This window comes from Prosthecobacter sp. GW821-HT29F12 (assembly GCF_058803405.1).
On record NZ_CM179517.1, the window covers coordinates 1,173,630 to 1,195,125 of the forward strand.

Genomic DNA, 21,496 nt, shown 5'->3' on the forward strand with positions numbered 1-21,496 from the left:
AAGTAACATAACACCAATCACGCCCTCGACGGGGAGAGGGGGACGCGTTGCGACTCCGATTGAGCGTGAAAGCGTCCCAGCGCGAATCCCCTCTCCCCGCCCATGGCCTCGCAGCTCCTAGCATTCTTCGGGGAGAGGCTGGGTGAGGGGCATAGCCGACCATTAATGAGCCGCCGCCCACTTCCCAAAGACCTGAATATTCACCATCCGCCGTCAGAAGCTCCACAGCTTCTCGCTGAACGAACTCACCCCACCAAGCCCGCAGCGGCCACCAGCGTCTCTTCATTGACGATCTTGCCCGTCAAATCAGGTTTGCAGTCGGCTTTGAGTTCGTCGCGGAATTTCTTGATGAAGCTCTGGGTGGGCCAGGAGGCGGCTTCGCCGAAGGCGCAGATGGTCTTGCCTTCGATCTGATTCGCCACGGTTTCGAGGGTGTCCACGTCATCGGGGCTGGCGTCGCCGGCCACGATGCGGTCGCTGATCTTCTTCATCCACAGGCTGCCTTCGCGGCAGGGGGTGCACTGGCCGCAGGACTCGTGCGCGTAGAAGGCGTTCAGATTGTTGATGACCCAGGTCATGCTGCGGCTGTCGTCCATGATGATGACGCCGCCGGAGCCGGCCATGGTGCCGCACTGGGCCATGGTGTCGAAGTCCATGGGGATGTCCATGATGCCGAGTTCGCGGCCGTCCTTGAGCTTGAATTTTTCATCGGCGCGCAGCACTTTGGAGGAGCTGCCGCCAGGGATGATGGCCTTCAGTTTGCGACCGGGTTTGAGACCACCGCAGAGCACGTCGATGACTTCGCCCATGGTGACCTTGCCGACTTCGACTTCGTAGTAGCCGGGCTTCTGCACATCGCCGCTCACGCAGAGGATGCGGGTGCCGGTGTTGTTCGGCGTGCCGAGCTTGGCGTACTCCGCGCCGCCCATCTCGATGATGTGCTTCACGTGGCAGAGGGATTCCACGTTGTTCACGATGGTCGGGCTCATGTAGAGGCCGAGCGCCGCAGGGAAATACGGGGGCTTGATGCGCGGGTAGGGGCGCTTGCCTTCGAGGGATTCGATGAGGCCGGTCTCTTCACCGCAGATGTACGCGCCTGCACCGCGATGCACGTAGATCTCGCAGTCGAATCCGGTGCCGAGGATGTTCTTGCCGAGGAAGCCTTTTTCGTGCGCCTCTGCGATGGCCTTTTCGAGGATCTTCGCCGCGTAGGGGAATTCTTCGCGCACGTAGATGTAGGAGAGCTTGGCGCCCACGGCGAAACAGGCGATCGTCATGCCTTCGATCAGCTGATGCGGATCCTGGTGCATGATGTAGCGGTCCTTGAAGGTGCCGGGTTCGGATTCGTCCGCGTTGCAGATGAGGTAGACCGGCTTCGTGTTCGTCGGCGGGATGAAGCCCCACTTCACGCCGGTCGGGAAGCCTGCCCCCCCACGGCCGCGCAGACCGCTGGCTTTGACCTCGTTGGTGATGGCGCTGCGCTCCATCTTGAACGCCTTTTTGAGCTGCTCATACCCGCCATTCTCCAGGTAACACTCGATGGACGGATTGTAACCGGCGCGGTCGATGTTCTTGAAGATCAGGCGCTTTTCACGCGCATGGGGTTCTTTTCCGGGAAGATACTGGACGGGGGAGGCCATGGTTCGCAGTATCCGAGTGTGAATAAGGTGGGCAACTGGGATTTGTGAAAAATTTCACAAGCGGACGGGGGAGGGGGAATGACGAATGACGAAATCCGAATGACGAATGCCCCAGCCTGCGGGTACTTCCAAATAGGTCGTATAGGGCCCATAAGACCTATTTTCTGGAAAGCTTCCCGTCTCCCACGTTGTACTTTGCAGGTGCGCCTTTCCACCCCCAGTTCCCTCTGTCTGACCCTCCTGCTCCTCGGAGCGGCGGGCATGGCCATCGCCAAAAAGGATGAGGGGCCCAAGCCGGTGCCGTGGTCCTTTGCGCCGCTGAAGCGCGGCCCGCTGCCGCAGGTGAAAGACGCCGCATGGCCCCGGACGCGCATCGATTACTTCATTCTCGCCAAAATGGAGGCCGCAGGCATGAAGCCAGCCCCACGGGCGGACGAGCGCGTGCTGCAGCGCAGGCTGGCCTTTGATCTCACCGGTTTGCCACCCGCCGAGCAGGCCTCCGCCGACTGGAGCCGCACCGTGGATGAAACCCTGCGCAGCCCCCACTACGGCGAGCGCTGGGCACGCCACTGGCTGGATCTGGCGCGCTACACGGATCAAACCCCCGACTGGCTGGACTCCACCAAATACTCCTACCTCTACCGCGACTGGGTGGTGCAGGCGCTGAACGAGGACATGCCCTATGACCGCTTCGTGCTGCGTCAGCTTGCCACGGATTTCCTGCCCGAGTGCGGCCCGCAGGATCGCGTGGCGCTGGGCTTCATCGGCCTGAGCCCCACGTATTTCAAGGAGCTGCAGCTCCCGCCGGAGATCATCAAGACCACCGTCGCGGATGAATGGGAGGAGCATGTGGATGCCATCGGCCGCACCTTCCTCGGCCTCACGCTGGCCTGCGCCCGCTGCCATGATCACAAGTCCGACCCCATCTCCGCGCAGGATTATTATGCACTGGCCGGCGTCTTCGCCTCCGTGAAGCTCTCCGAACTGCCCACCATGAAGGATGAATTCTGGAAGCCCGTGGCCAAGGCGCGGGCGGAGGTGGCGGCCATGGAAAAGCAGATGGCCGACCTCAAGAAAAAGAAGCCGAAGGACATGGCGGAGCAGGCCAAGAAAATCGAAGCCGTCATCGCCTCCATCAAGACCGCCACCCCGCACTACAACATGCCCATGGCCAATGCCGTGGAGGACGCGGCGCTCTACGTGGTGAACAAGGAAAAGGAGCACGGCACCAAGCTCGACTACAAGATGGGCATGGCGCGTGATCTGGAGCTCATGAAACGCGGGAATCCGAATGACCTCGGCGCTGCGGTGCCGCGCCGCTTCCTCTCCATGTTTCCCTCCAAGACCGGCCTGCCGCGCAAGTTCACCACCGGCAGCGGCCGCCTGGAACTCGCGCAGGCCATCGTGGAAGACGCCGCACCGCTGACCGCCCGCGTCATTGTCAATCGCGTGTGGAAGCACCATTTCGGTCGTGGCTTGGTGGATACCCCCAGCGAGTTCGGCAATCTCGGCGAAGCCCCCACGCACCCCGAATTGCTCGATGATCTCGCCGGTCGCTTCATGGAGCACGGCTGGTCGCTCAAGTGGCTGCACCGTGAGATTTTGAACTCCGCCACCTGGCAGCAGAGCAGCATCGCCCCCGCCTCCGAGCAGCGCGATCCCGAAAACAAACTCTACGCCCGCATGCTGCGCCGTCGCCTCGACTGGGAATCCTGGCGCGATGCCATCCTCAGCGCCACCGGGCAGATCGATCTCAAGATCGGCGGCCCCGCCTCATCCATCAGCGACGCGGGTAATCACCGCCGCTCCCTGTACGGTGCGTCAGATAGGCAGGACATGGACCCCATGCTGCGCATCCACGACGTGCCCGATCCCGGTGCGCACAACCCGTGGCGCACCGAGACGATCACGCCCCTGCAAGGCCTCTTCGCACTCAATTCCCCCTTCATGCAGCAGCAGTCCGAAGTGCTGGGGAAATGGGCGATGGAGCACCGCGTGGACGACGTCTATGCCCGCCTCTTCGGCCGCAAGCCGAGTGCGCATGAGGCGTCAGTGGCCCAGGCGTTTGTGAGTGGGCGCGAGAACGATGCCGCCGTGTGGGCGCAGTACGCGCAAGCCCTGCTGGCAGGGAATGAGATGCTGTTTGTGGATTAAGCGGTGGGATTGTGTAGAGATCAGCAACACTCATTTCCGGCATGGTCAGCCTTCAGGAAGCGGGTTTCGGAAAACGCTATATCACGATCAAAGTTCGATGTTCATCTCCTCTGATCCCGGAGGGATCATGGATATTAGCCGGTGGTGAAGCGAGGCTCGGCGAGCGAGAACCACCGGATCTTGTGAACCCCATGTTCACCATCATGGATGCATGCCGAAGGTATGCGAGAACTGTGCATAGGCTCTTCGTGACCGCTGGGTTGATGAAGGCTTCTCGCATACCTCCGGCATGCGGCCCTGAACGAGGGTAGGTGGATGGTTGATCCGGTGGTTCTCGCTGCACCGCTTCGCGGTTTCGCTTCACCACCGGCTAATTTCCGTTCTCCCTCCGGGAGCGCCCCTGAGTCAAAAAGGTGCACCTCGGGCCGTTCTGGTTGCGCTATTCCCTACTTCCTCTCCACGCCCACCGGCGCCTTCAGCTCTGACACCAGCACCGCTGTGTCCGGTTTCTTCCCGGAGTAAAACGAGAGGTAATGCGTGTCCCCGATCACGGTGGCGTTCACATTGCCGGCGTCGATGGTGCTGCCGCTGCCCACGGCCACCGCTTCGCCCACGGGCCAGCGGAGCGGATTGGCGATCACGCTTTTCGGATCCACCACACGACGCCACAGGATGCCGGCGCGGCCACGCTGAAAGTGGTAGTTGCTCAGCAGGCCGGTTTTGGCATCCAGGATCAGGCTCGGCGTGGAGATGAGCACATCGGTGATGTTGGTCTGCGCACGCGTCCACGTTTTGCCGTGATCCGTGGAAAGCATCTGGAACTGGGAGCGCGCCGAGGTGGAGTCGTTGGATTCGGTGCGGCCGATGGCGAAGATCTTGCCATCGCCGAGGTAAACGGCGGACGGCTCGGTGGGCCACTGATCTTTGGTGAGGCCGGACTCGATGGGTGTTTGCGTCCAGGTCTTGCCATCGTCCTGGCTCGTCAGCATGCCCCAGGAGTGCGTCGGGCCTGCATCGCCGTAATCACCCGCGAACCACAGCGCCATGAGGCCGACCGTGGGCACTGCAAACACATCTGTGATCTGCACCGGGCGCACCGCCAGCTCCGGCGTGGTGACGAGCGTAAACTTCACCCCATCCGTGGTGCGGTACAGATCCTGGTGCCATTGCGCCCCGACGCGGCGCACCCAGAGGAGCATCGCCCCGGTGGAATCCAAGCCTTTGCCCACGGGCACATCGCCATAGCCGGGGGAGTTCGCCACCACGGTCTCAGCGGTCCACGTTTTGCCGCCATCCGTGGAGGTGCGTGCGTAGGTGGCGCGCGAGTCCTCGCCAATGGTGTGCCCGGAGCCCCGGCTGTACACGCAGACCAGCTTGTCGCCGAGCGCCTGCAGCATCGGCCAGGAATTGTAGCCCTTCGCTTCCTGCACCAGGTGGGCCTCCGGGGGCGCACTCAGCGGCGTCACCTTGACCACCGCCAGACCGGTGGGGCTGGTGAAGGTGTCGGCGGGGTCCGCAGGTTCGCGCTGAATGCGAATGCACAGCGGAGCCTCCGGTACCACCTGGTAGTAGGACTCCAAAACAATCGTGCGGGAATGCAGCGGCCCGGCAGGCAGCGCCGTGCGAATGGGGTCGCCCTGCAGATGCCGCTCCGTGAAGGGCGCCCCCTCCACCATCTGGGAAAGGTGCACACGGTAAACATCCTCCAAGGCGGGGCTCGTGGCCGCGTCCGTGGTCGTCACCGTGATCTCCACCCGCACGCCGCCGCAGTCCTGGGGCAGGCCCGTGACGACGCCGCTGACCGACTGCCCGTCCGTCCCCCCCGACAACGACCACACCGGGATGTGCGTGGAGCCGCTGGACATCATCACCAGCGAAGGCTTGCCCGTGGCGATGGACAGCTGATTCGCACTCAGGAAAAGCGGGGCATATTCCGCCGCGAAGCCAGTGACGGTGGAGGCAAGCAGGGCCAGAAAAGAGATGCGCAGGGGCTGGGGGTGTTTTCGCATGCCCGCAGGCTTGCGCAGCCAGCGCCGAGGTCAAGAAGCCATGCACCCATGACACGCAGTTCCGCCCCCATTTAACAGCCCCGTAAGATGCGTGTGGCGAAAGCCCGCCCGTCTGCCTTGGTTGTTCGTAAACCTCATTTCCGGCTGAGCACGCCCTTCCTCTGCTCCCTCTGCCTCTCTGCCCCTTTGCGGCAAAAATCGAACGTCCCTTCAACTTCGAAATGTCCTGCTGCCGAGAGTGCTCCAGGCCATGGCACCACCCACCGCCTCCAAACTCCCTCCCCAGCCTACTCCCACTGCTCCGCATCTGTGCTTTACACCCGGCCATCTCTGACCATGATTCACGCCCCTTTTTCCGACCTATCGCAATGACTCTGACCACCAAGCTCGATCCCAAATTCCTCGCCCTTCTTGCTGACACCGCGCAGAAACTTCAGGCGCTCGAAATCCAGCCTCGCGTGCTCGAAGACGCCGCCCCGGCGCTCACCGCCACTGCGGCGGAGCTCAGCCAGCAGATGATCGATTTCACCACCGCACTCACCGCCGCCATGGAGTCGAAGGTCGCCGCCGATATCGCGGCCCGGGAGGCCGCCAAGGCGCAGGCGCTGGCCGAGAAGGAAGCCGCACGCCTGGCCGCCATCGAGGCCAAGGAAGCCGCACGCATCGCCAAGGAAGAAGCCGCCGCTGCCGCCAAGGCGCAGGCCCTCCTGGAGCTCGAAGCCATGCGCGCCGCCGCCGCCGCCGTGAAGGCCAAGGAACTCGCCGAGAAGGAAGCCGCCAAAGCCCGTGCGCTGGCCGAGAAGGAGGAGGCGCGTCTCGCCAAGGAACGCGAGGCCGCAGAAAAGATCGCCGCCAAGGAGCGCGCCCAGGCCGAGAAGCTGGCCGCCATGCTCGCCGCTGCGGAAGCCAAGGCGAAGGAACTGGCTGAAAAGGAGGCCGCACGCGTGGCCGCTGCCGAGGCCAAGGAAGCCGAGCGTCTGGCCAAAGAACAGGCCGCCATTGAGAAGGCCGAGGCCAAGGCCCGAGAGCAGGCCGAGCGCGAGGCCGCGAAGGAAGCCGCACGTCTTGCCAAGGAGCAGGCCGAAGCTGAAAAAGCCGCCGCCAAGGAGGCCGCCCGTCTGGCCAAAGAGCAGGAAGCCGCCGAGAAAGCCGCTGCCAAGGAAAAGGCCGAGGCCGAGAAACTGGCCGCCATGCTCGCCGCTGCAGAGGCCAGAGAAGCCGCACGTTTAGCCAAGGAGCAGGCCGAAGCTGAAAAAGCCGCCGCCAAAGAAGCCGCCCGTCTGGCCAAGGAGCAAGCCGAAGCCGAGAAGGCCGCTGCCAAAGCCCGTGAACTCGCCGAGAAAGAAGCCGCCAAGGAAGCCGCACGCCTCGCCAAGGAGCAGGCCGAAGCCGAGAAAGCCGCCATCAAAGCCCAGGCCGAGGCCGAAAAAGAAGCCCTCCGCGCCGCCGCCGCTGAGTTGAAAGCGAAGCAGCTCGCCGAGAAGGAAGCCATCCGCCTCGAAAAAGAAAAACGCGCCGCCGAAGCCGCCGCCGCCAAAGCCGCCCAGGACGCCGAGCGCCAAAAACTCTCCGCCGCCGAAGAAGAAGCCAAAGCCCGCCGCGCCGAAGCCCGTGCCAAATCCCTCGCCGAATACGAAGCCAAACAGAAAGCCCGTCAAGCAGCCGCCCTCGCGCAGTTAGCGGCGGATAAAGCCGCGCTGCAGGCCGAGAAGCAGAAGGCTGCTTCAGTTTGATGACGGATTTCAGGCAAGCGAGCTAGGGGGCGCTTGGAGGACCAAGCGCCCTACCTCGCTTTGGGCACGCGCATGCCCAGCGCAGGTGGGGCTGGCTGTCCTCAGCCAGCCGCCGTCGAAGCCCACGATCACCTGGCAAAAAAAGGCCCGCTAAACGGAGTGAGTTTTTGCGAATCGCTATATGTGATGGAATGTCGCGTGACAGCACCAAAGACAATGTGGAAACTTCCGCATGTCACGCCACAAAGAATCCATTCCTTACATGCTGGTTTATAGCATTCCGTGGTGGGTGAGCACCATCCTTGCAGGTGTGGTTTATGCCCTGATGCGCTGGGTGGCACCGGATGTGCGGCTGGATGATCCCATGCTTTCGAACCTCATGAAAGCCATGCCGGGCTCTGCGTGGATGGGCGCGACAGCCCTGCTGGCTTTTGCCGGGTTGAATGTCCTGGTGCGATACTTGAGGCAAAGATCGAATCGTCGATTTTAAAACACAACTCTAAGGCTGGACGGAGCTGGTGAGTTGAGAGGATGACAACCGATGGCCGGACGTGGCTGAATGGTGTTTCATCAGATCGTGCGGCGAATCATCCAACAACCTCAATTCCAATGAACCGACTCGGCTTACTTTTCATGATCGTGTGTGTGATGGGGCTGGCACGATCTGAGGGAGAAGAAGCGAAGCAGGAGAAACCTCCCAGATACTTTCTGGCTAATCACGGATACGGTCGCGGCCTCGATGAGGAGGTGGACCTGAGCGAGATTGAGGGATTCGAAGAGGTGCGAACGATCGATGATGTGGCGAAGTTTGCTGCCAAGGTGCCGGGCGCGGTGGGTTTTACGGCGCATCCGGATTTCGAAAAGGGTGACCGATATGCGAGGGCAGTGCTGTGGTACACGCACCGGTCGCCGACTTCGCAGTCGTGGCCTCTCCATTTGTTTGACGAGGCGGAGGCGAAGAAGGGACCCGGGGAAGCCGCCAGGCCTGCTGCGCTGGTGGCCGCAGAGCTCCGGATCACGGAGAAGCTTCCAGCCGCCCAAGCGCTGATGGATGCCGCAGGCTCTCGGGGAGTGATGGTTTCAGCTGCTGGAATGGAGTATACTGAGCAAAAGGTCATGGCCCTGGCTGTCATGCGTTTAGGCGGCTTTTTTGCGCACTTCGGCGAGTTCAGAAAGGATTTATGTTTGGGATGCCGCTCGGTCGTGCATGGAGGCACTCCGTTTAAGTGTGGGCTGGGGGTGAGGAAGGTGGCTCATTGGAACTGCTGTGGTGCGGAGGCTGGGGGGCTGCGCTGCCGCTTTTGGGAGCTGATTAAAGCGCAGGACGATGTGGGGCCTCGAATGGAAATGCAGCGCTGAACAGGAACGGTAAAGGCCGGGCGATGGTTCCAATCCCCGCCCCAGACTGTCATTGCCAAAACTCGGCGCATCCGTTTCACTCGGGGGCATGCTGAGCTACCGGTTTTGTTTTTATGCGATTCACACGGCGCCGTGGGTGCTGGTGGGCGGCGGGTTGTTGAACATGCTGATTTATTCGGGGAAGCCGTGTGGGTACACGTCGCCGGTGGAGTGGGTTTTTATGGGGCTGTTTGTGTTTTATACGCTGGTGGGACTGGTGCTGGGGGTGAAGGTCATGCGGCGGCAACTGGCGCTGCTGTGCCCGTTTTGCTCCCGGCCCGGGCTGGCGTCTTTGGAGCGCTCCGAAGGGCTGAAGATGGAGTGCCCGAAGTGCGGGGAGGTCCGTGGCGGTGGGTGGCTGGGGTGGAAGATCGTGCGGGACAAGGAGGAGGCCTGCGGGCCGAGGCCTAAGGTGCCGGTGGGGAAGTTTCGGTTTCAGTTTCGGTCGCCGTGGTTTTGGGTGCTGTTCGGCGTGTCGGTGGTGTCGGCGGTTTGCGGGGCGGTGATCCATGAGTTCAGCTTCATGACGGTGTTTCCGCCGCTGTGGATCTTCCTGATGTCGAGCCATTTGATCCAGGCGCTGAAAACGGGGTGTCTCGATGACAATGCGGGGCCGACGTATCGCAGCCGGCAGCCGGTGAAGTACTGGGCGCGCACCTGCTTCTGGCTGTGTGGCTACGCGCTGGCCGTGTACCTGCCGGTGGGTTTTGCGCTGCAGGAGCGCGGGAAGATGGAGGAGCAGGCGAAGGCAGGCACGAAGCCTGGAATCAAAGCCCCAAGAGATGTGGCACCAGAGCGCTGAACGCCTCATTATTTGTGATGAACTCCCAACGAAACACCTGGCTATGGAAGCTGCTGCTGGGGTTCAGCGCTTTCGGGGCCGTGGTGGGGCTGGTGGCCTTTGGGCTTGGCGTGGATGAAGGTGCCTTCCTGGTCTTCGCGATGATGGCCGTCGCCACATTCCCGCTGTTTCATTTCGCATCCCGTTGGCCGCTGAAGAAGAAAAAAGAGTGAGGAAAGCCGGTCTGGTATCACCTGCATTTGCTACTGCCTCTGAGAGCGCCTATGGCGGAGGTGAAATATGAAAAAGATCTGGTTCATTCGTCATGCCGAAAGTCTGAGCAACGCGGGGTTTCCCACGGACACGCCGCACGCCATCGGGCTGAGCGAGAAGGGGCTGGCGCAGGCGGAGGCGGTGGCCGCACAGTGGCGCACGGACCCGGATCTCATCGTGGTGTCGCGCTACTCGCGCACGGCCTACACGGCGGTGCCGCTCTGCCGGCTGCACCCGCAGGTGCAGGTGGTGGAGCTTCCCGTGCATGAGCTCACCTTCCTGGCGCCGGGCCGCTACATCGGCACGACGGAGACCACGCGCCGTGAGCCGGCGCGGCAGTACTGGGAGCGCTGCGATCCCGACTACTGCGATGGCGAGGGCGCGGAGACCTTTCGCCATTTTTGCGAGCGTGTGGATGCCTCACTCAAAGCGCTGCAAGAGCGCGAGGAGAAGCGCATCGCGGTGTTTTGCCATGCCTATGTGATCAAGGCGATCCTGTGGCGGCAGATGCACCCGGACGCGGACTTCACCGCGGACTACATGCGCGAGTTCTTTGAGTTTCATCTGAACTGCGTGGTGCCGAATGTCATGGTTTATCCCTTTGAAAGCGCGCAGGGCGAGGCGCTGAAGATGCTGTCGCCGTTTCAGATTGAGATGGTGGGTTGAGTGGAGGCCGCCATTCGTCAGATTTTTATTAACCACGGAATACACTGAATACACGGAATCAGATCTTAATTCCGGGTTCCGTGTATTCTGTGTATTCCGTGGTCAACATTCAGATTGCTCGCTGCATGAAAAACTAAGGGAGGATGTTCTGAATGTGCCACTTGGGCGTAAGCGGGTGCAGTTTGCCTGCGTACTGATTTTATGTCTGATCTCTCCGCACTCTCGCGCCGCGAACTGCTCTCCCGCATGGGCGGCGGGCTGGGCGCGCTGGGGCTGGCTTCCACGCTGAATGCCGCACCGCGCACGAACTTTGTGCCGAAGGCGAAGCGGGTGATCCAGCTGTTTATGAACGGCGGGCCGTTTGGGCCGGACTTCTTTGATCCGAAGCCGGGCCTGACGAAGTATGCAGGGCAGAAGCCGGCAGGCGCGGACCTGCGCACGGAGCGGCCCACGGGCGGGCTGCTGGCGTCTCCGTATGCGTATTCCAAGCATGGGCAGAGCGGGCTGGAGATCAGCGAACTGCTGCCGAATCTGGCGCAGCATGCGGATGAGCTGTGCGTGCTGCGCTCCTGCCACACGGACAATCCAAATCACGGCCCCGCGTTGCTGCTGATGAACAACGGCACCATGACGGAGCGCGTGCCGAGCATGGGCTCATGGCTCAGCTACGGCCTGGGCAATGAGAATGCGAACCTGCCTTCCTTCGTGGTCCTGTGCCCCGGCAAGCCGGTGCGGTTTTCCGTGCTGTGGACCAGCGCGTTTCTGCCGGCGCAGCATCAGGGGGTGTACATCAATCACTCCAACCTGGAGCCGCAGAAGATGATCCCATGGCTGACGAATGAGAAGCTGGGCAAACTCGATCAACGCAGGCAGATCGACCTGATGCAGTCGCTGAACGCGGAGCATCTGGCGGCACGCGGCGGTTCGGATGTGGCGCTGAACGGTCGCATCCAGGCGATGGAAACGGCCTACCGCATGCAGTCCGCCGCGACGGATGCCTTTGATGTGAATCTGGAGCCGCCGAAGGTGCGCGAGATGTATGGCAAGAGCCATTTCTCCAACGGCTGCCTGATGGCGCGAAGACTGGTAGAACGTGGTGTGCGCTACGTGCAGCTCTACTATGGCAATGGCCAGCCATGGGACACGCACTCCAAGCACGATGAGCAGACACGCAAGCTGGGCGCGGACATCGACCGGCCCATCGCGGCGCTGATCGGTGACCTCAAACAGCGCGGCATGCTGGAGGACACGCTCATCATCTGGGGCGGTGAGTTTGGCCGCACGCCGGTGAGTGAAAATGGCAACGGGCGGGATCACAATCCGCATGGCTTCTCCATGTTCTTAGCCGGTGGCGGGGTTCGCGGCGGCACGGCCTATGGCGAGAGCGATGAGTTTGGCTTCAAAGCGGCGGTGGACAAGATGCACGTGCATGACGTGCATGCGACGATCCTGCACCTGCTGGGCATGGACCACGAGAAGCTGACGTATCGCTACGCAGGACGTGATTACCGCCTGACGGATGTGCATGGGCGTGTGCCGCAGGCGATCGTGGGGTGAGAGGGCTGGATGCTGGGTCGCGCTGAAGGCACCAGTTCTCACGCGGGCGCGGCAGCGTCTTGGAACCGGAGCGCAGCGGAGGTAAGACAGCCGCAGGCTGCCCGAAGGGTGAGCGCAGCTAATCATACCATCAACCGTTGAAAAGGAGTCTGGGAGCGCTGTGGAGAAATGCGCCTGAAATCCATCGAGGCCCGCCCCTCCTTTCGACATTCCAAGGACGGCGTACCTTTTTCAGCGCCTGCGACGCCGCAGCCCCGAAACTTCGGCCCCGACACAGCGGAGCCCTACCAGCCTGCTGCACGCGCCGCGCATGCAGACCCGGTTTCAATGGCTCATGATATCAATGCGTGCGGCAAGCCTGGGCGCGACGCCGCTTTTTGCAGGCCGGACGGCGCGCTAGGTCCAAAGAAAATTTATCACCCCACGAAAGCGGTGGCGCCGATGCAGGCTTGCGCCTTGCATCTCTGTCACCGCAGTCCAAGACGCTGGCGCGCACTTGCAGGCACCAGCATCAGTCGCTGACTCACGCCCGGCTCTTGTCCGTCTTGAAGCGGTGCCAGAAGGAGGGCTTGCTGGGCACGGCGCGGCGGATTTCCACGGTGGGTTTTTTGGTGACCGCAGGGGGCGGTGCAGACTTGGGTTTGTCCGTTGCTTTCTCGGGCTGCGCGGGTGCTGGAGTAGCTGGCGGTGCGTCGGCGGGGCCGTAGAGTTCGCGTGTTTTCTGGTGCAGCATTTCAGCCTCGGCGGCGCGCTGCATGGAATCGCGGATGGTGGAGGGCACGGCGCTCTCGGTGAGCGGTGGCAGCAGCGGATTGGGGCCGGCGGCCCAGGTGCCGAGCGTGGGCATCACCGAGGCGATTTCGTTCTGGTTGTTCACCTTGTGCAGGCCGATGACGCGCAGCGATGTGCCAAAGAGGTAGAAGATGGTGCTTTCATCCAGACCTTCGACCATGCTGCCGCCGCGCTGCAGGATGGGGCTGCCGCGCAGGATGATTTCATCTCCGGTGATGAAGGCTTCCTGGCAGAGCGCCTTGGCGGGTTCGTTGAAATTCATTTCAATGAACACCTTGCCACGGGCGCGTGCTTTGAGCGGCTTGCCATCGGGCGAGTACTTGAAGACCTGGATCGAGTCTGCGGCGATCTTGATGTAAGGCGGGAACTCCAGCTGCTGCGTGGAGATGCTCTTGGCCTCCACGAAACTCATGCTGAGAAGGAAGCTCAAATCAGTGGGAGACTTCACCAGCGAGATGTCTTTGCTGCCGGTTTTGTCAGCCGTCGCGGACTTGTCAGAAGTGGCTGCGGTGTTGAGGCTGGAGCAGCCGACGCAGAGCACAGCGGTCGCCAGCAGGGCGACTGCGGAGCCGGGGTTGAACAAGGAGGAAAGGTTCATCTGCAAGGCTTAGATACACCCAAAGGTGATTTTGCTCATCTTGAAATTATTATAATGTGCCGCCCGAAGCCTGAGCGGGCGGCCTGAGGCGCTCGTAGGTGGAAAACCTGAGGGAGTGGGCATGGGTGGCGTCGGCGAGAAAATCCTGCCGGTCCGTCTCCTGCCATTCGGCAGGATTCACCGCAGGGAAGGGGACACCGCTGCCGAGGGGGGAGTCCACGTGAGTCAGGATCAGGCGATCAGCGCAGGGCATGGCGGCGGCATAGGCCTCTCCGCCTCCGCAGACAAACAGTTCTGTGGCCCCCCCTGCGGCGGCGACTTGCAGGGCCTCGGCCACGCTGGCCACGACCTCGCCCGCAGTCGGGACGTAAACAGGGCTGCGCGTGAGCACCAGGGGGTGGTGGTCTTCAAACCAGCCATTCATTTCCTCATAGGTGCGGCGGCCAATGAGCAGCCACTGGCCGCGGGTGATGCGGCGGAAGTGCTCTTTATCCCGTGGCAGATGCCAGGGCACACCGGTGCCGGTGGAAATGAAGCCGTCCGCTGAAACGGCGGCGATGAGGGTCAGTGCCGGGCGTGGGCTCACTCAGTAAATGGCGGACTCGCCTTCGCGCAGGAGGCGCACGCGGTTTTCCAACTGCCGTTCGATGGCGGCTTTGACGAGGCGCTCGGCAGGCTCATGCAGAGGCTCGCCACCGAGGGGGAAGGTGTCATGATGCATGGGGATCATGGACTGTGCGCCCATCATTTGAAAGGCGTCCAGGGCTTCCTCGGGATTCATGTGCACCTGACGGCCGCTGGGGGCATCGTAGGCGCCGATGGGCATGAGCGCGAGGTCGATGCTGGCGCGTTTGCCGATCTCCTGAAAGCCGTCAAACATGGCGCTGTCGCCGCAGTGAAAGAGGCAGCGGTCGGGAGACTTGATGAGGTAGCCGCCAAATTGGCGGTGCGTGTCATGAATCATCCGCGCACCCCAGTGGCGCGCGGGGGTGAGGGTGATGCGCAGATCCTGAAAGGTGGCGCTCTGCCAGGTCTTCAGTTCCACAATGCGCCCGAAGCCGCAGTTCCGCACCACTTTGCCGACACCTTCCGGGACGATGATGGGCTGGGCGGCGGCGAGCTTGCGCAGGCTGGGCAGGTGCAGGTGGTCGTAATGCGCGTGCGTGACCAGCACGAGATCGATGTGCGGCAGGTCATGCGCCCAGACGCTGGGGTGGCGGACGCGCTTCACCGGGCCGTGCCAAAGCGCCCAGTTGGGATCGATGGCGATGTTCACGCCGCCGACCTGACAAAAGAAGCCGGCATGCCCGAGCCACGTCACGGCGATCTCATTGCTCGTGGCCACTGGCAGGAGGCCGAAATCCTCGCCCGGCCGACGCGGGGCAAACAGGGTGGGGATGAGCACCTCATTGAGGAACTGGATGTTGCGCTTGCGCCAGCCTTCCGTGGGGAGCAGGCCGATGCGATTTCCCTGAGTGTGAGCTTTCTTGAGCAGGCCGCGCTTTTTGAGAGGGCTGGAGGAGGATCCAGCCCCGTCGGGTGAGGAAGCGGGATCGAAAAGCATGATTGGCTGCTTGAATCTATTGATAATAAATCGTCCGGGTCCTCAAAGACAAGAATTAAGTGCAGGATGTTGTAGCGGCAGGGATGACGCCTCTATCCGGGCTAATCCTCGCAAGACCTGCGCCAGATCAGCGGTTTTTCACCGTGCCCAGCGCGGTCACCCACTTGCCTTTGGTGACGACCTTCTCCACCACAAAGCCCGCGCGCTTTCCGGTGGCAAGGCAGGCCTTGGCCTGAGACTTTAGAATGCCGGAGAGCATCAAGATGCCACCCGGAGCCACGGAGCGCACCATCTGCGGAAAAGCCGACTCCAGAATGTCGAAGAAGATGTTGGCGGCCACGATGTCCCAGGTCTGCTTGGGCTCCCACTTGAGCACATCGACTTTGGTGAAACGCACTTTGGGGGTGTTGTTGCGCACCGCATTTTCCTGCGAAATTTTCACAGCGGCGGGATCGTAGTCGCAGCCCCAGACGCGGGAGGCGCCGAGTTTATCAGCGGCGATGGCAAGGATGCCACTGCCGCAGCCGAGATCTGCCATGGTCCATTTCTTGCCGGCGGCCTGGCGCTTTTCAGCCTCATCCACGAGCAGGCGCAGCACGGTGGCGGTGGTGGCATGGTGGCCGGTGCCGAAAGCCATGTCGGCCGGCACGGCGATGATTTCGCGGTTGGGAAATTTGGCGCGGGCCTGCTTGATTTCCGCTTCTGTTTTGGCGGCGCAGATGACGAAGGTGTCTCGCACCTTTACCGGCGGCGGAGTCTGGGATGAATGTGCGGCCCAGTTCTGCGATTTTAACTTGGACACCTCGCCGCCGAATTCTTTCTGGATGGCCTTCGCGCGAGACTGAGCCTCACAATAAACCTCCAGGCGGATCATTTTACGACCAGGGAAACTGGTGATGACGAGAGTGGCGTCCGTGCTCTGCGCGAAACGTTCCTCCCAGGTATCAGCCGAACGTGAAGCAGTAAGTTTGGACCAGACAAACATGAATGTACAATCGTGAGGAGGGAGGTTCTGGGGCACCAATCAAAGCCTTAAAAGGCCAAGGTTACTTGATGCCATCAATCTTTCGGAGATTGATGGAGCGGGTGACGCGATTCGAACGCGCGACATCTTCCTTGGCAAGGAAGTGCTCTACCACTGAGCTACACCCGCAAATTTTTCGGTTCGTTTTCGGTTCGATCCGGAAAGTTTGAGGGCGAGATTCTGGCGCATGAAAAAGATCCTGCAAGTGCAAAGTGCATATGTTGAGAATGTTTTTTTTAAAGCCATGCTGCGGATGTGAATCTTCCCACGCATACTTGGATCAACGGCCGCATCGTCAGCACTTCTGAAGCGCGCATCTCGCCCTTCGATCATGGCTTTCTGGTAGGTGATGGTGTGTTCGAGACACTCGTGGCACGCCATGGCAAGCCCTTCACACCCACGCGGCACTGGCGTCGGCTGGTGGCTTCATGCCAGGCGATGAACATCGTGCCGCCCGAGTTTGAAACATATCTGAATGCGATTCTGGCAACGATGCAGGCGAATGAACTCACCGATGCGCGCATCCGTGTCACGCTCACCAGTGGTGACGGCCCGTTGGGATCAGACCGCGGAGAGGCGCCTGCCACCATGATCGTGGCGACGACACCTCTCAAGCCCTGGCCGCCCACCGACACCGTGATGACGGTGCCGTGGACGCGCAACGAGCGCAGCGCACTGGCAGGCATCAAGTCCACCTCCTATGGCGACAACGTGCGCGCCCTGGCGCTTGCGCACGGGGAAGGGGCGGGGGAGGCGCTCTTTGCCAACACCCGCGATGAACTCTGCGAAGGCACCGGTACGAACATCTTCATCGTCAGCGCAGGCGTGGTGAAAACACCGCCCCTGAGCTCCGGCTGTCTGGCAGGCATCACGCGCGGTCTGGTGCTGGAGGCCTGCGCCGCAGCAGGCATTGCCGTGGAAGAAGTCACGCTGCCCATCGAGGCACTGCATACCTGCGAGGAAGCCTTCCTTACTTCAAGCACGCGTGATGTGCATCCTCTGGCGCGCGTTGATCAGCGTGCGATGCCCGGTGTTGAGGGTGCCGTCACCCAGCGCGTGGCGCAGGCATTTCGGGACTTTGTGGCGGGGCGGGATGATCCGTGAATTTCTTGTCGGAAGACGAGTCTTTCAATGGGGCTGCAAAAGATGGTCCCCAACCGTGCTCGCAGGCGAGGAAGCAAATATGATCTCAGTGGACTGTTCGGTGGTTTGGTTCGACCGGATCACGTCCCATGCCTTTTTCAGCCATTGCAGCGCTCCGGCTTCATCATCAGTGGTTCCCAGTACATGAGATTTATGGTCACCAAATCTCAGGCCAACCGCCCAGGTTCCCTCAGGGGTCGCGCTCAGCGTGAAACCATGACAAAAATCAGACGTGATCAAAGCACCGTTAAACCGGTCCTCACCTGCTCCTTCCTGCAAGACCAGACTGCCAGTTTTCCGGTCAACACTCACGCTGCTCATGGCATCCGTCAGGTCGATGAACATGCCGTAGTCCTTCTCGCGAAAGCCTTGGATTGTTTTGCTCATGATGTGATACGCTTGTTCTGACGGCTGCGGAGTACTTCCGCCATCAACTTAATACGTCCTTGCCGCACTTTTGGCAAGACCTCTCCCAAGGCTTCATTGGCTCTGCTGGTCACCCAGGTCACACAATTGTGTGCTCCCGGATGGTCGTCCGGGTTGAAGCTGTAAATTCCGTGCGGGCCTTCTTTGCAAATGCGCTGGAGCACTGCCGCCTGCGAGTCATTTGCAGGCCAGCTTTGCTCCAGCAGTTCGGCAGTGTCTCGCTCGGCTTTGTCCCGCATGGTGATGTCCTCGATCACATGTCCCGGAACCGTGTTTGAAAACAGATAGTCCCTCCATTTGCCGGGATCTTGAAACTCAGGCGGCAAGTCTTCCACTCGGAAAACGAAACCGCGAAAAGTTGAATCGGTGTCATCATGCCAGGACAGAGCCATGTGCCCTGGTTCGTGTTCCTCTGGATTTGATGGAGAAAGATGAACTTTGCAGGTCATGACTTCGTCCCATAAACCTCACCCAGCTTGCGCAGCAGCGATTCGAGCTTGGTGTAGTAGTCCTCTTCCTTGAGCTTCGCTCGCTGCTCCTTCAAGGTCTTCAATTCGCGCTCCAGCGCATCCCGTGTGCTGCGCTGGGCATCGGTGAGTTGCTGCTCCTCCGCGCTTAACACGAGCACCATCTGCGCGGCGCGTGCGCCATCGACGGCCATGCCTGCGGGGATAGGTGCGTCTGAGCCGAAAACTTCACTGCGGGTGCCGACGCCGTCGCCGTTGTCTTCGAGAATTGCGTGCTCGGTGGCGAGGCGTCCGTCATTCTCATAGAAGGTGGTGGTGGCTTTGCTGGCGTGGCGGAAGGCCTCCAGCAGGGAAACCTGCTTGTCCTGATCGAGATCCGCCTCGGGCAGTCCGCCGATGGCATCGGCAAAGTATTCCCCGAAGCGCGCATAGAAGACTTCATCCGGACTTTTGGTGGAAGTGATGATGACGCGGTTCTTGCCGGAGAGCGCTTTCAAAAAGCCGCCGCTGGCGGAGGCGGTGTTAATCACGGCGACCTCCTGCTTGAGTGGCTTGAGCCAGCCCGCGAGCTGCTTGGCGTCAAAGTCGGGTCCTTCCGCGCTGAACTTGGCTTCGCGTCCGTCAAAAGTGCCGTGGCCGATGAGGACGAGCCACAAGGAGCGTGTGGGATCGGAGGCGGTGAGGCGTTTTTCGAGTTCTTCGGTGGTCTTCTCACCACGTACGACTGACGGGGTGATTCCCGCCTTGGTGCAGGCATTCGTCCAGGCATCCACCTGCGTTTTGAATTTCTTGCCATACTCCTCCGTGCCGGATGCACCGAGAACGATGAGGACGTCGAGTTCACGCGGCGCGGCGTGCAGCAGCGAGGTGAACAAGGCGAATAACAATGTGATCAGAAGCTTGAACTCTTTCATCATGCCATGCCTCCCTTTCTGCGCAAAAACCACTCCGTGCCGATGAAAAACAGCAGGGCCAGGAAGACCCAGGGCGTATGCCAGAGCGGCGTCGATAGCGTGACCTCAATCGGGACGCGGATGTTCTTCAGCATTTCCGGCAGCTTGGCGATTTCATCGAGCGCGAGCATCTGGCCGCTGGTCTCGGTGGCGATGCGTTGGAGAAAGGCGCGGTCCGGGGCGAGGCGGCTGAATTCCTCGGCCTGCGGGCCGTAGGTCCAGCCGGTGGTTTTGATGCCGAGCTGCGTGTGTTTTTCCATGTCCTCCACGGTCGCAGTGGCGCGGTAGTTGCCGGAACTGGAGGAGAAGAACTCGGTTTCAAAGAGCCCGGCTTCTTTAAGGCTGGGCTCGGCGAAGAGCTGGGATTTTTTGCCATCGGGCTGCGTGACTTCGATCTTCACCAGCGCATCGCCATGCGGCTTGAAGGCGCGGTCCCGCACACGTACGGAGAGCTTCACGCGCTCGCGGTCAGCGGGATCTGTCTCGGCTGAGAAGGAGATGCTGTCTGCCACATCCACCACGAGCCAGCGCATGAGCTGCCGCCAGGCGCGATCCATGTCCTTGCGCGAATCCGCATCGTTCATACCCCAGCGCCACAAGTCGGCCACCAGCACGCTGCCCACGCGGCCTTCACCGAAACGCTGGGAGACGATGGCGGGCATGGTGGTCTGCGCTGAATCGGAAACCGTGGCCAGAATGCTGGCACCGGGTTTGATGGCGAACGTTTGATTGATGGCATAAAAGGAAGGCATGGCTGAGAGCCGCTTCTCATCTTCCTCACGATCTGTGCGCAGCCGCATCCAGGACTCCAGCCAGCCTTCACGCGTCAAATTGAAGCGCGCATCCAGCATCGGGCCTGCCGTGGTGGTGCGGTCGAGATACACGGGCAGCATGCTGCCGATGGGCGTGTGATCATAGCCGCCCGCCTGATAGCATTCCTGACCGCCAAGCATGAGCAGCGCGCCGCCGCGCTCGCTGACGAAGCGCTGGATCAGGTGCATCTGCTCCTGCGTGAAGAATCCGGCTTCAAGGTCATCGATGATGATGGCGCGGTATTCGCTGAACAAATCTTCCGCCGCCTTGGGGAAGCCGTCGCTGAGTTCCTTGGCATCGCGCGTGCCGAGGCGGATGAGCACGGGCTGGTCATAGCGCTGCGCTTCTTCGCCTTCTTTGGCACCAAAGCCGCGAAACAGCGGATTCGCGCTCTCACCGGCATGGCCGCGCCATTCAAACTTGGGCTCGCGTTTGGCAATGCGCACGAGGCTGGGCATCTGGATGTCGTCATCCGCTGCGATGGCGCGGCGCAGGAATTTGTACTCCCAGTTCGGCCTGCCGGCGATGTAGAGCACGCGGTAGGGGCCGGAGCCGCGATCCGCCTCTAATAAGCGTGTGTTGTTCGCCAGGGTGGCTTCGCTGACGCCTTCGCCCTTGAGTTCGAGCTTGTGAAAAGACACGCCGGGCTTGGCCACCGGAATGCGCAGACGCACGGTCTGGGGGGAACTGCCATTGAAGGTGACTTTTTCGGTGACGATGGCTTTGCCCTGTTCATCGAGCGCGGAAAGCGTGGCCTGTTTGCCATTCAGCCCCTGGGCAGACACACGGGAGGTGATGGTGATGGGGGCGTCTTCAAAGGGACTCGTCGCCACGGTGGCATCGAGGATCGCCAGATCCGGGGTGGGGGCGTTCTTGCCTGCCACCACGGTGAAAATGGGAGCGCCCTTGGCTTCGGCCTTCCAAGTGGAAGCATCAGTCGCGTTGCCATCGCTTATTAATACCACAGCAGCCAGATTCGAGCCGCCACTGCGCAGAGTCATCAGCGTGCGGCAGAGATCCGAGCGGGAGCCGTCAAACTTCAAAGCGCGGAAGTGCGGCACGCTTTGGGTCTGTGATCCGACGGTCATGAGGCGCAGGCGGAAGTCCTCGCTCAATGACTTGATCCACGCGGCATCCTCCGTGCCGGAGTTCAGCGCGGCGGTGACCTGGGCCGCGCGGGTGGCCTCGCCCGGTTTTTCCGCTGTTTCTAAAGAGGCGCTGGTGTCCACCAGCACAATGACTTCGTTTTCACCCTTCTTCGGCTGCTGCTGGGTCCAGAGGGGATCGAGAAGGCAGAGCGCCAGCAGGGCGAGGGCGGCCAGCTTGCAGGACATCGCCGCTAATTTTCGCCAGCCGCGCAGCGGAGAGCGTCCGTAGCCCAGCCAGAGCAGCCCGATGACAAGAAGAACCACCAGGGCAGAGAGCCAGGTGATGTCCGTGTTTTGCCAAAGGATGCGGGGCATGAGGTGCCAGTTAAACGTGAAGTGCGGCGAAAAGCTACATCA

19 protein-coding genes and 1 tRNA gene are annotated in these 21,496 nt (G+C 61.4%); 9 read left to right on the top strand and 11 right to left on the bottom strand.

Annotation, left to right across the window (positions count from 1 at the left end; all coding sequences use genetic code 11):
- Positions 1-245: 245 nt before the first annotated feature.
- A complete protein-coding gene (nuoF, locus tag AC3RLQ_RS04875; protein WP_493034875.1) occupies positions 246-1,640 on the bottom strand; it encodes an NADH-quinone oxidoreductase subunit NuoF in 1,395 nt (464 codons plus the stop codon).
- Between the two features lie 201 nt (positions 1,641-1,841).
- On the opposite strand from nuoF, the gene AC3RLQ_RS04880 reads away from it, so the two are divergent.
- Positions 1,842-3,794: a DUF1549 and DUF1553 domain-containing protein gene (locus tag AC3RLQ_RS04880; protein ID WP_493034877.1), complete on the top strand. Its 1,953-nt coding sequence runs from the start codon at positions 1,842-1,844 to the stop codon at positions 3,792-3,794.
- A 446-nt stretch (positions 3,795-4,240) separates the two neighbouring features.
- Here the strand turns inward: AC3RLQ_RS04880 and AC3RLQ_RS04885 are convergent, their stop codons facing one another.
- Positions 4,241-5,803: a sialidase family protein gene (locus tag AC3RLQ_RS04885; RefSeq protein WP_493034879.1), complete on the bottom strand. Its 1,563-nt coding sequence runs from the start codon at positions 5,801-5,803 to the stop codon at positions 4,241-4,243.
- A 368-nt stretch (positions 5,804-6,171) separates the two neighbouring features.
- On the opposite strand from AC3RLQ_RS04885, the gene AC3RLQ_RS04890 reads away from it, so the two are divergent.
- The 7 genes from AC3RLQ_RS04890 (at position 6,172) to AC3RLQ_RS04920 (ending at position 12,211) form a co-directional block, all read left to right on the top strand.
- Complete coding sequence (locus tag AC3RLQ_RS04890) at positions 6,172-7,536, top strand: hypothetical protein (RefSeq protein WP_493034881.1); 1,365 nt, start codon at positions 6,172-6,174, stop codon at positions 7,534-7,536.
- Between the two features lie 232 nt (positions 7,537-7,768).
- Positions 7,769-8,026: a hypothetical protein gene (locus AC3RLQ_RS04895; protein ID WP_493034883.1), complete on the top strand. Its 258-nt coding sequence runs from the start codon at positions 7,769-7,771 to the stop codon at positions 8,024-8,026.
- A 119-nt stretch (positions 8,027-8,145) separates the two neighbouring features.
- Positions 8,146-8,895, top strand: coding sequence for a hypothetical protein (locus AC3RLQ_RS04900; protein WP_493034885.1), 750 nt, complete (start codon positions 8,146-8,148; stop codon positions 8,893-8,895).
- Between the two features lie 88 nt (positions 8,896-8,983).
- Positions 8,984-9,736, top strand: a complete 753-nt coding sequence (locus AC3RLQ_RS04905; RefSeq protein WP_493034887.1) for a hypothetical protein — start codon at positions 8,984-8,986, stop codon at positions 9,734-9,736.
- Between the two features lie 17 nt (positions 9,737-9,753).
- On the top strand, positions 9,754-9,948 hold the full coding sequence (locus AC3RLQ_RS04910) for a hypothetical protein (RefSeq protein WP_493034889.1): 195 nt from the start codon (positions 9,754-9,756) through the stop codon (positions 9,946-9,948).
- Between the two features lie 67 nt (positions 9,949-10,015).
- The gene (locus AC3RLQ_RS04915; RefSeq protein WP_493034891.1) at positions 10,016-10,654 is read left to right on the top strand and encodes a histidine phosphatase family protein; all 639 of its coding nucleotides are present in this window, start codon (positions 10,016-10,018) and stop codon (positions 10,652-10,654) included.
- Positions 10,655-10,855: 201 nt separating this feature from the next.
- Complete coding sequence (locus AC3RLQ_RS04920) at positions 10,856-12,211, top strand: DUF1501 domain-containing protein (RefSeq protein WP_493034892.1); 1,356 nt, start codon at positions 10,856-10,858, stop codon at positions 12,209-12,211.
- Positions 12,212-12,734: 523 nt separating this feature from the next.
- Here the strand turns inward: AC3RLQ_RS04920 and AC3RLQ_RS04925 are convergent.
- From AC3RLQ_RS04925 to AC3RLQ_RS04945, 5 genes are all read right to left on the bottom strand, one after another.
- The gene (locus tag AC3RLQ_RS04925) at positions 12,735-13,601 is read right to left on the bottom strand and encodes a hypothetical protein (protein WP_493034894.1); all 867 of its coding nucleotides are present in this window, start codon (positions 13,599-13,601) and stop codon (positions 12,735-12,737) included.
- 49 nt (positions 13,602-13,650) lie between these two features.
- On the bottom strand, positions 13,651-14,187 hold the full coding sequence (locus AC3RLQ_RS04930; protein ID WP_493034896.1) for a dihydrofolate reductase: 537 nt from the start codon (positions 14,185-14,187) through the stop codon (positions 13,651-13,653).
- Positions 14,188-15,165, bottom strand: coding sequence for an MBL fold metallo-hydrolase (locus AC3RLQ_RS04935; RefSeq protein WP_493034898.1), 978 nt, complete (start codon positions 15,163-15,165; stop codon positions 14,188-14,190). It abuts the gene before it with no gap.
- Positions 15,166-15,292: 127 nt separating this feature from the next.
- Positions 15,293-16,150 carry a 50S ribosomal protein L11 methyltransferase gene (locus AC3RLQ_RS04940; protein WP_493034900.1) on the bottom strand — a complete coding sequence of 286 codons (858 nt, stop codon included), beginning with the start codon at positions 16,148-16,150 and terminating at the stop codon, positions 15,293-15,295.
- 93 nt (positions 16,151-16,243) lie between these two features.
- Positions 16,244-16,318: transfer RNA gene (locus tag AC3RLQ_RS04945), tRNA-Gly, on the bottom strand.
- A 126-nt stretch (positions 16,319-16,444) separates the two neighbouring features.
- Here AC3RLQ_RS04945 and AC3RLQ_RS04950 point away from each other — a divergent pair.
- Entirely contained in the window at positions 16,445-17,293 is an 849-nt protein-coding gene (locus tag AC3RLQ_RS04950; RefSeq protein ID WP_493034902.1) for an aminotransferase class IV, read from the top strand.
- 24 nt (positions 17,294-17,317) lie between these two features.
- Here AC3RLQ_RS04950 and AC3RLQ_RS04955 read toward each other — a convergent pair whose 3' ends face one another.
- From AC3RLQ_RS04955 to AC3RLQ_RS04970, 4 genes are read right to left on the bottom strand one after another with little or no spacing between them, the layout of a single operon-like run.
- On the bottom strand, positions 17,318-17,719 hold the full coding sequence (locus AC3RLQ_RS04955) for a hypothetical protein (protein WP_493034904.1): 402 nt from the start codon (positions 17,717-17,719) through the stop codon (positions 17,318-17,320).
- Positions 17,716-18,150 (bottom strand): hypothetical protein, encoded by a 435-nt coding sequence (locus AC3RLQ_RS04960; protein WP_493034905.1) that lies wholly within the window; start codon positions 18,148-18,150, stop codon positions 17,716-17,718. The genes AC3RLQ_RS04955 and AC3RLQ_RS04960 overlap by 4 nt, the downstream gene beginning before the upstream one ends.
- Before the next feature lie 53 nt (positions 18,151-18,203).
- The gene (locus AC3RLQ_RS04965) at positions 18,204-19,142 is read right to left on the bottom strand and encodes a C13 family peptidase (RefSeq protein ID WP_493034907.1); all 939 of its coding nucleotides are present in this window, start codon (positions 19,140-19,142) and stop codon (positions 18,204-18,206) included.
- A complete protein-coding gene (locus AC3RLQ_RS04970) occupies positions 19,139-21,454 on the bottom strand; it encodes a hypothetical protein (RefSeq protein ID WP_493034909.1) in 2,316 nt (771 codons plus the stop codon). Before AC3RLQ_RS04970 ends, AC3RLQ_RS04965 begins: the two co-directional genes overlap by 4 nt.
- Positions 21,455-21,496 lie beyond the last annotated feature (42 nt).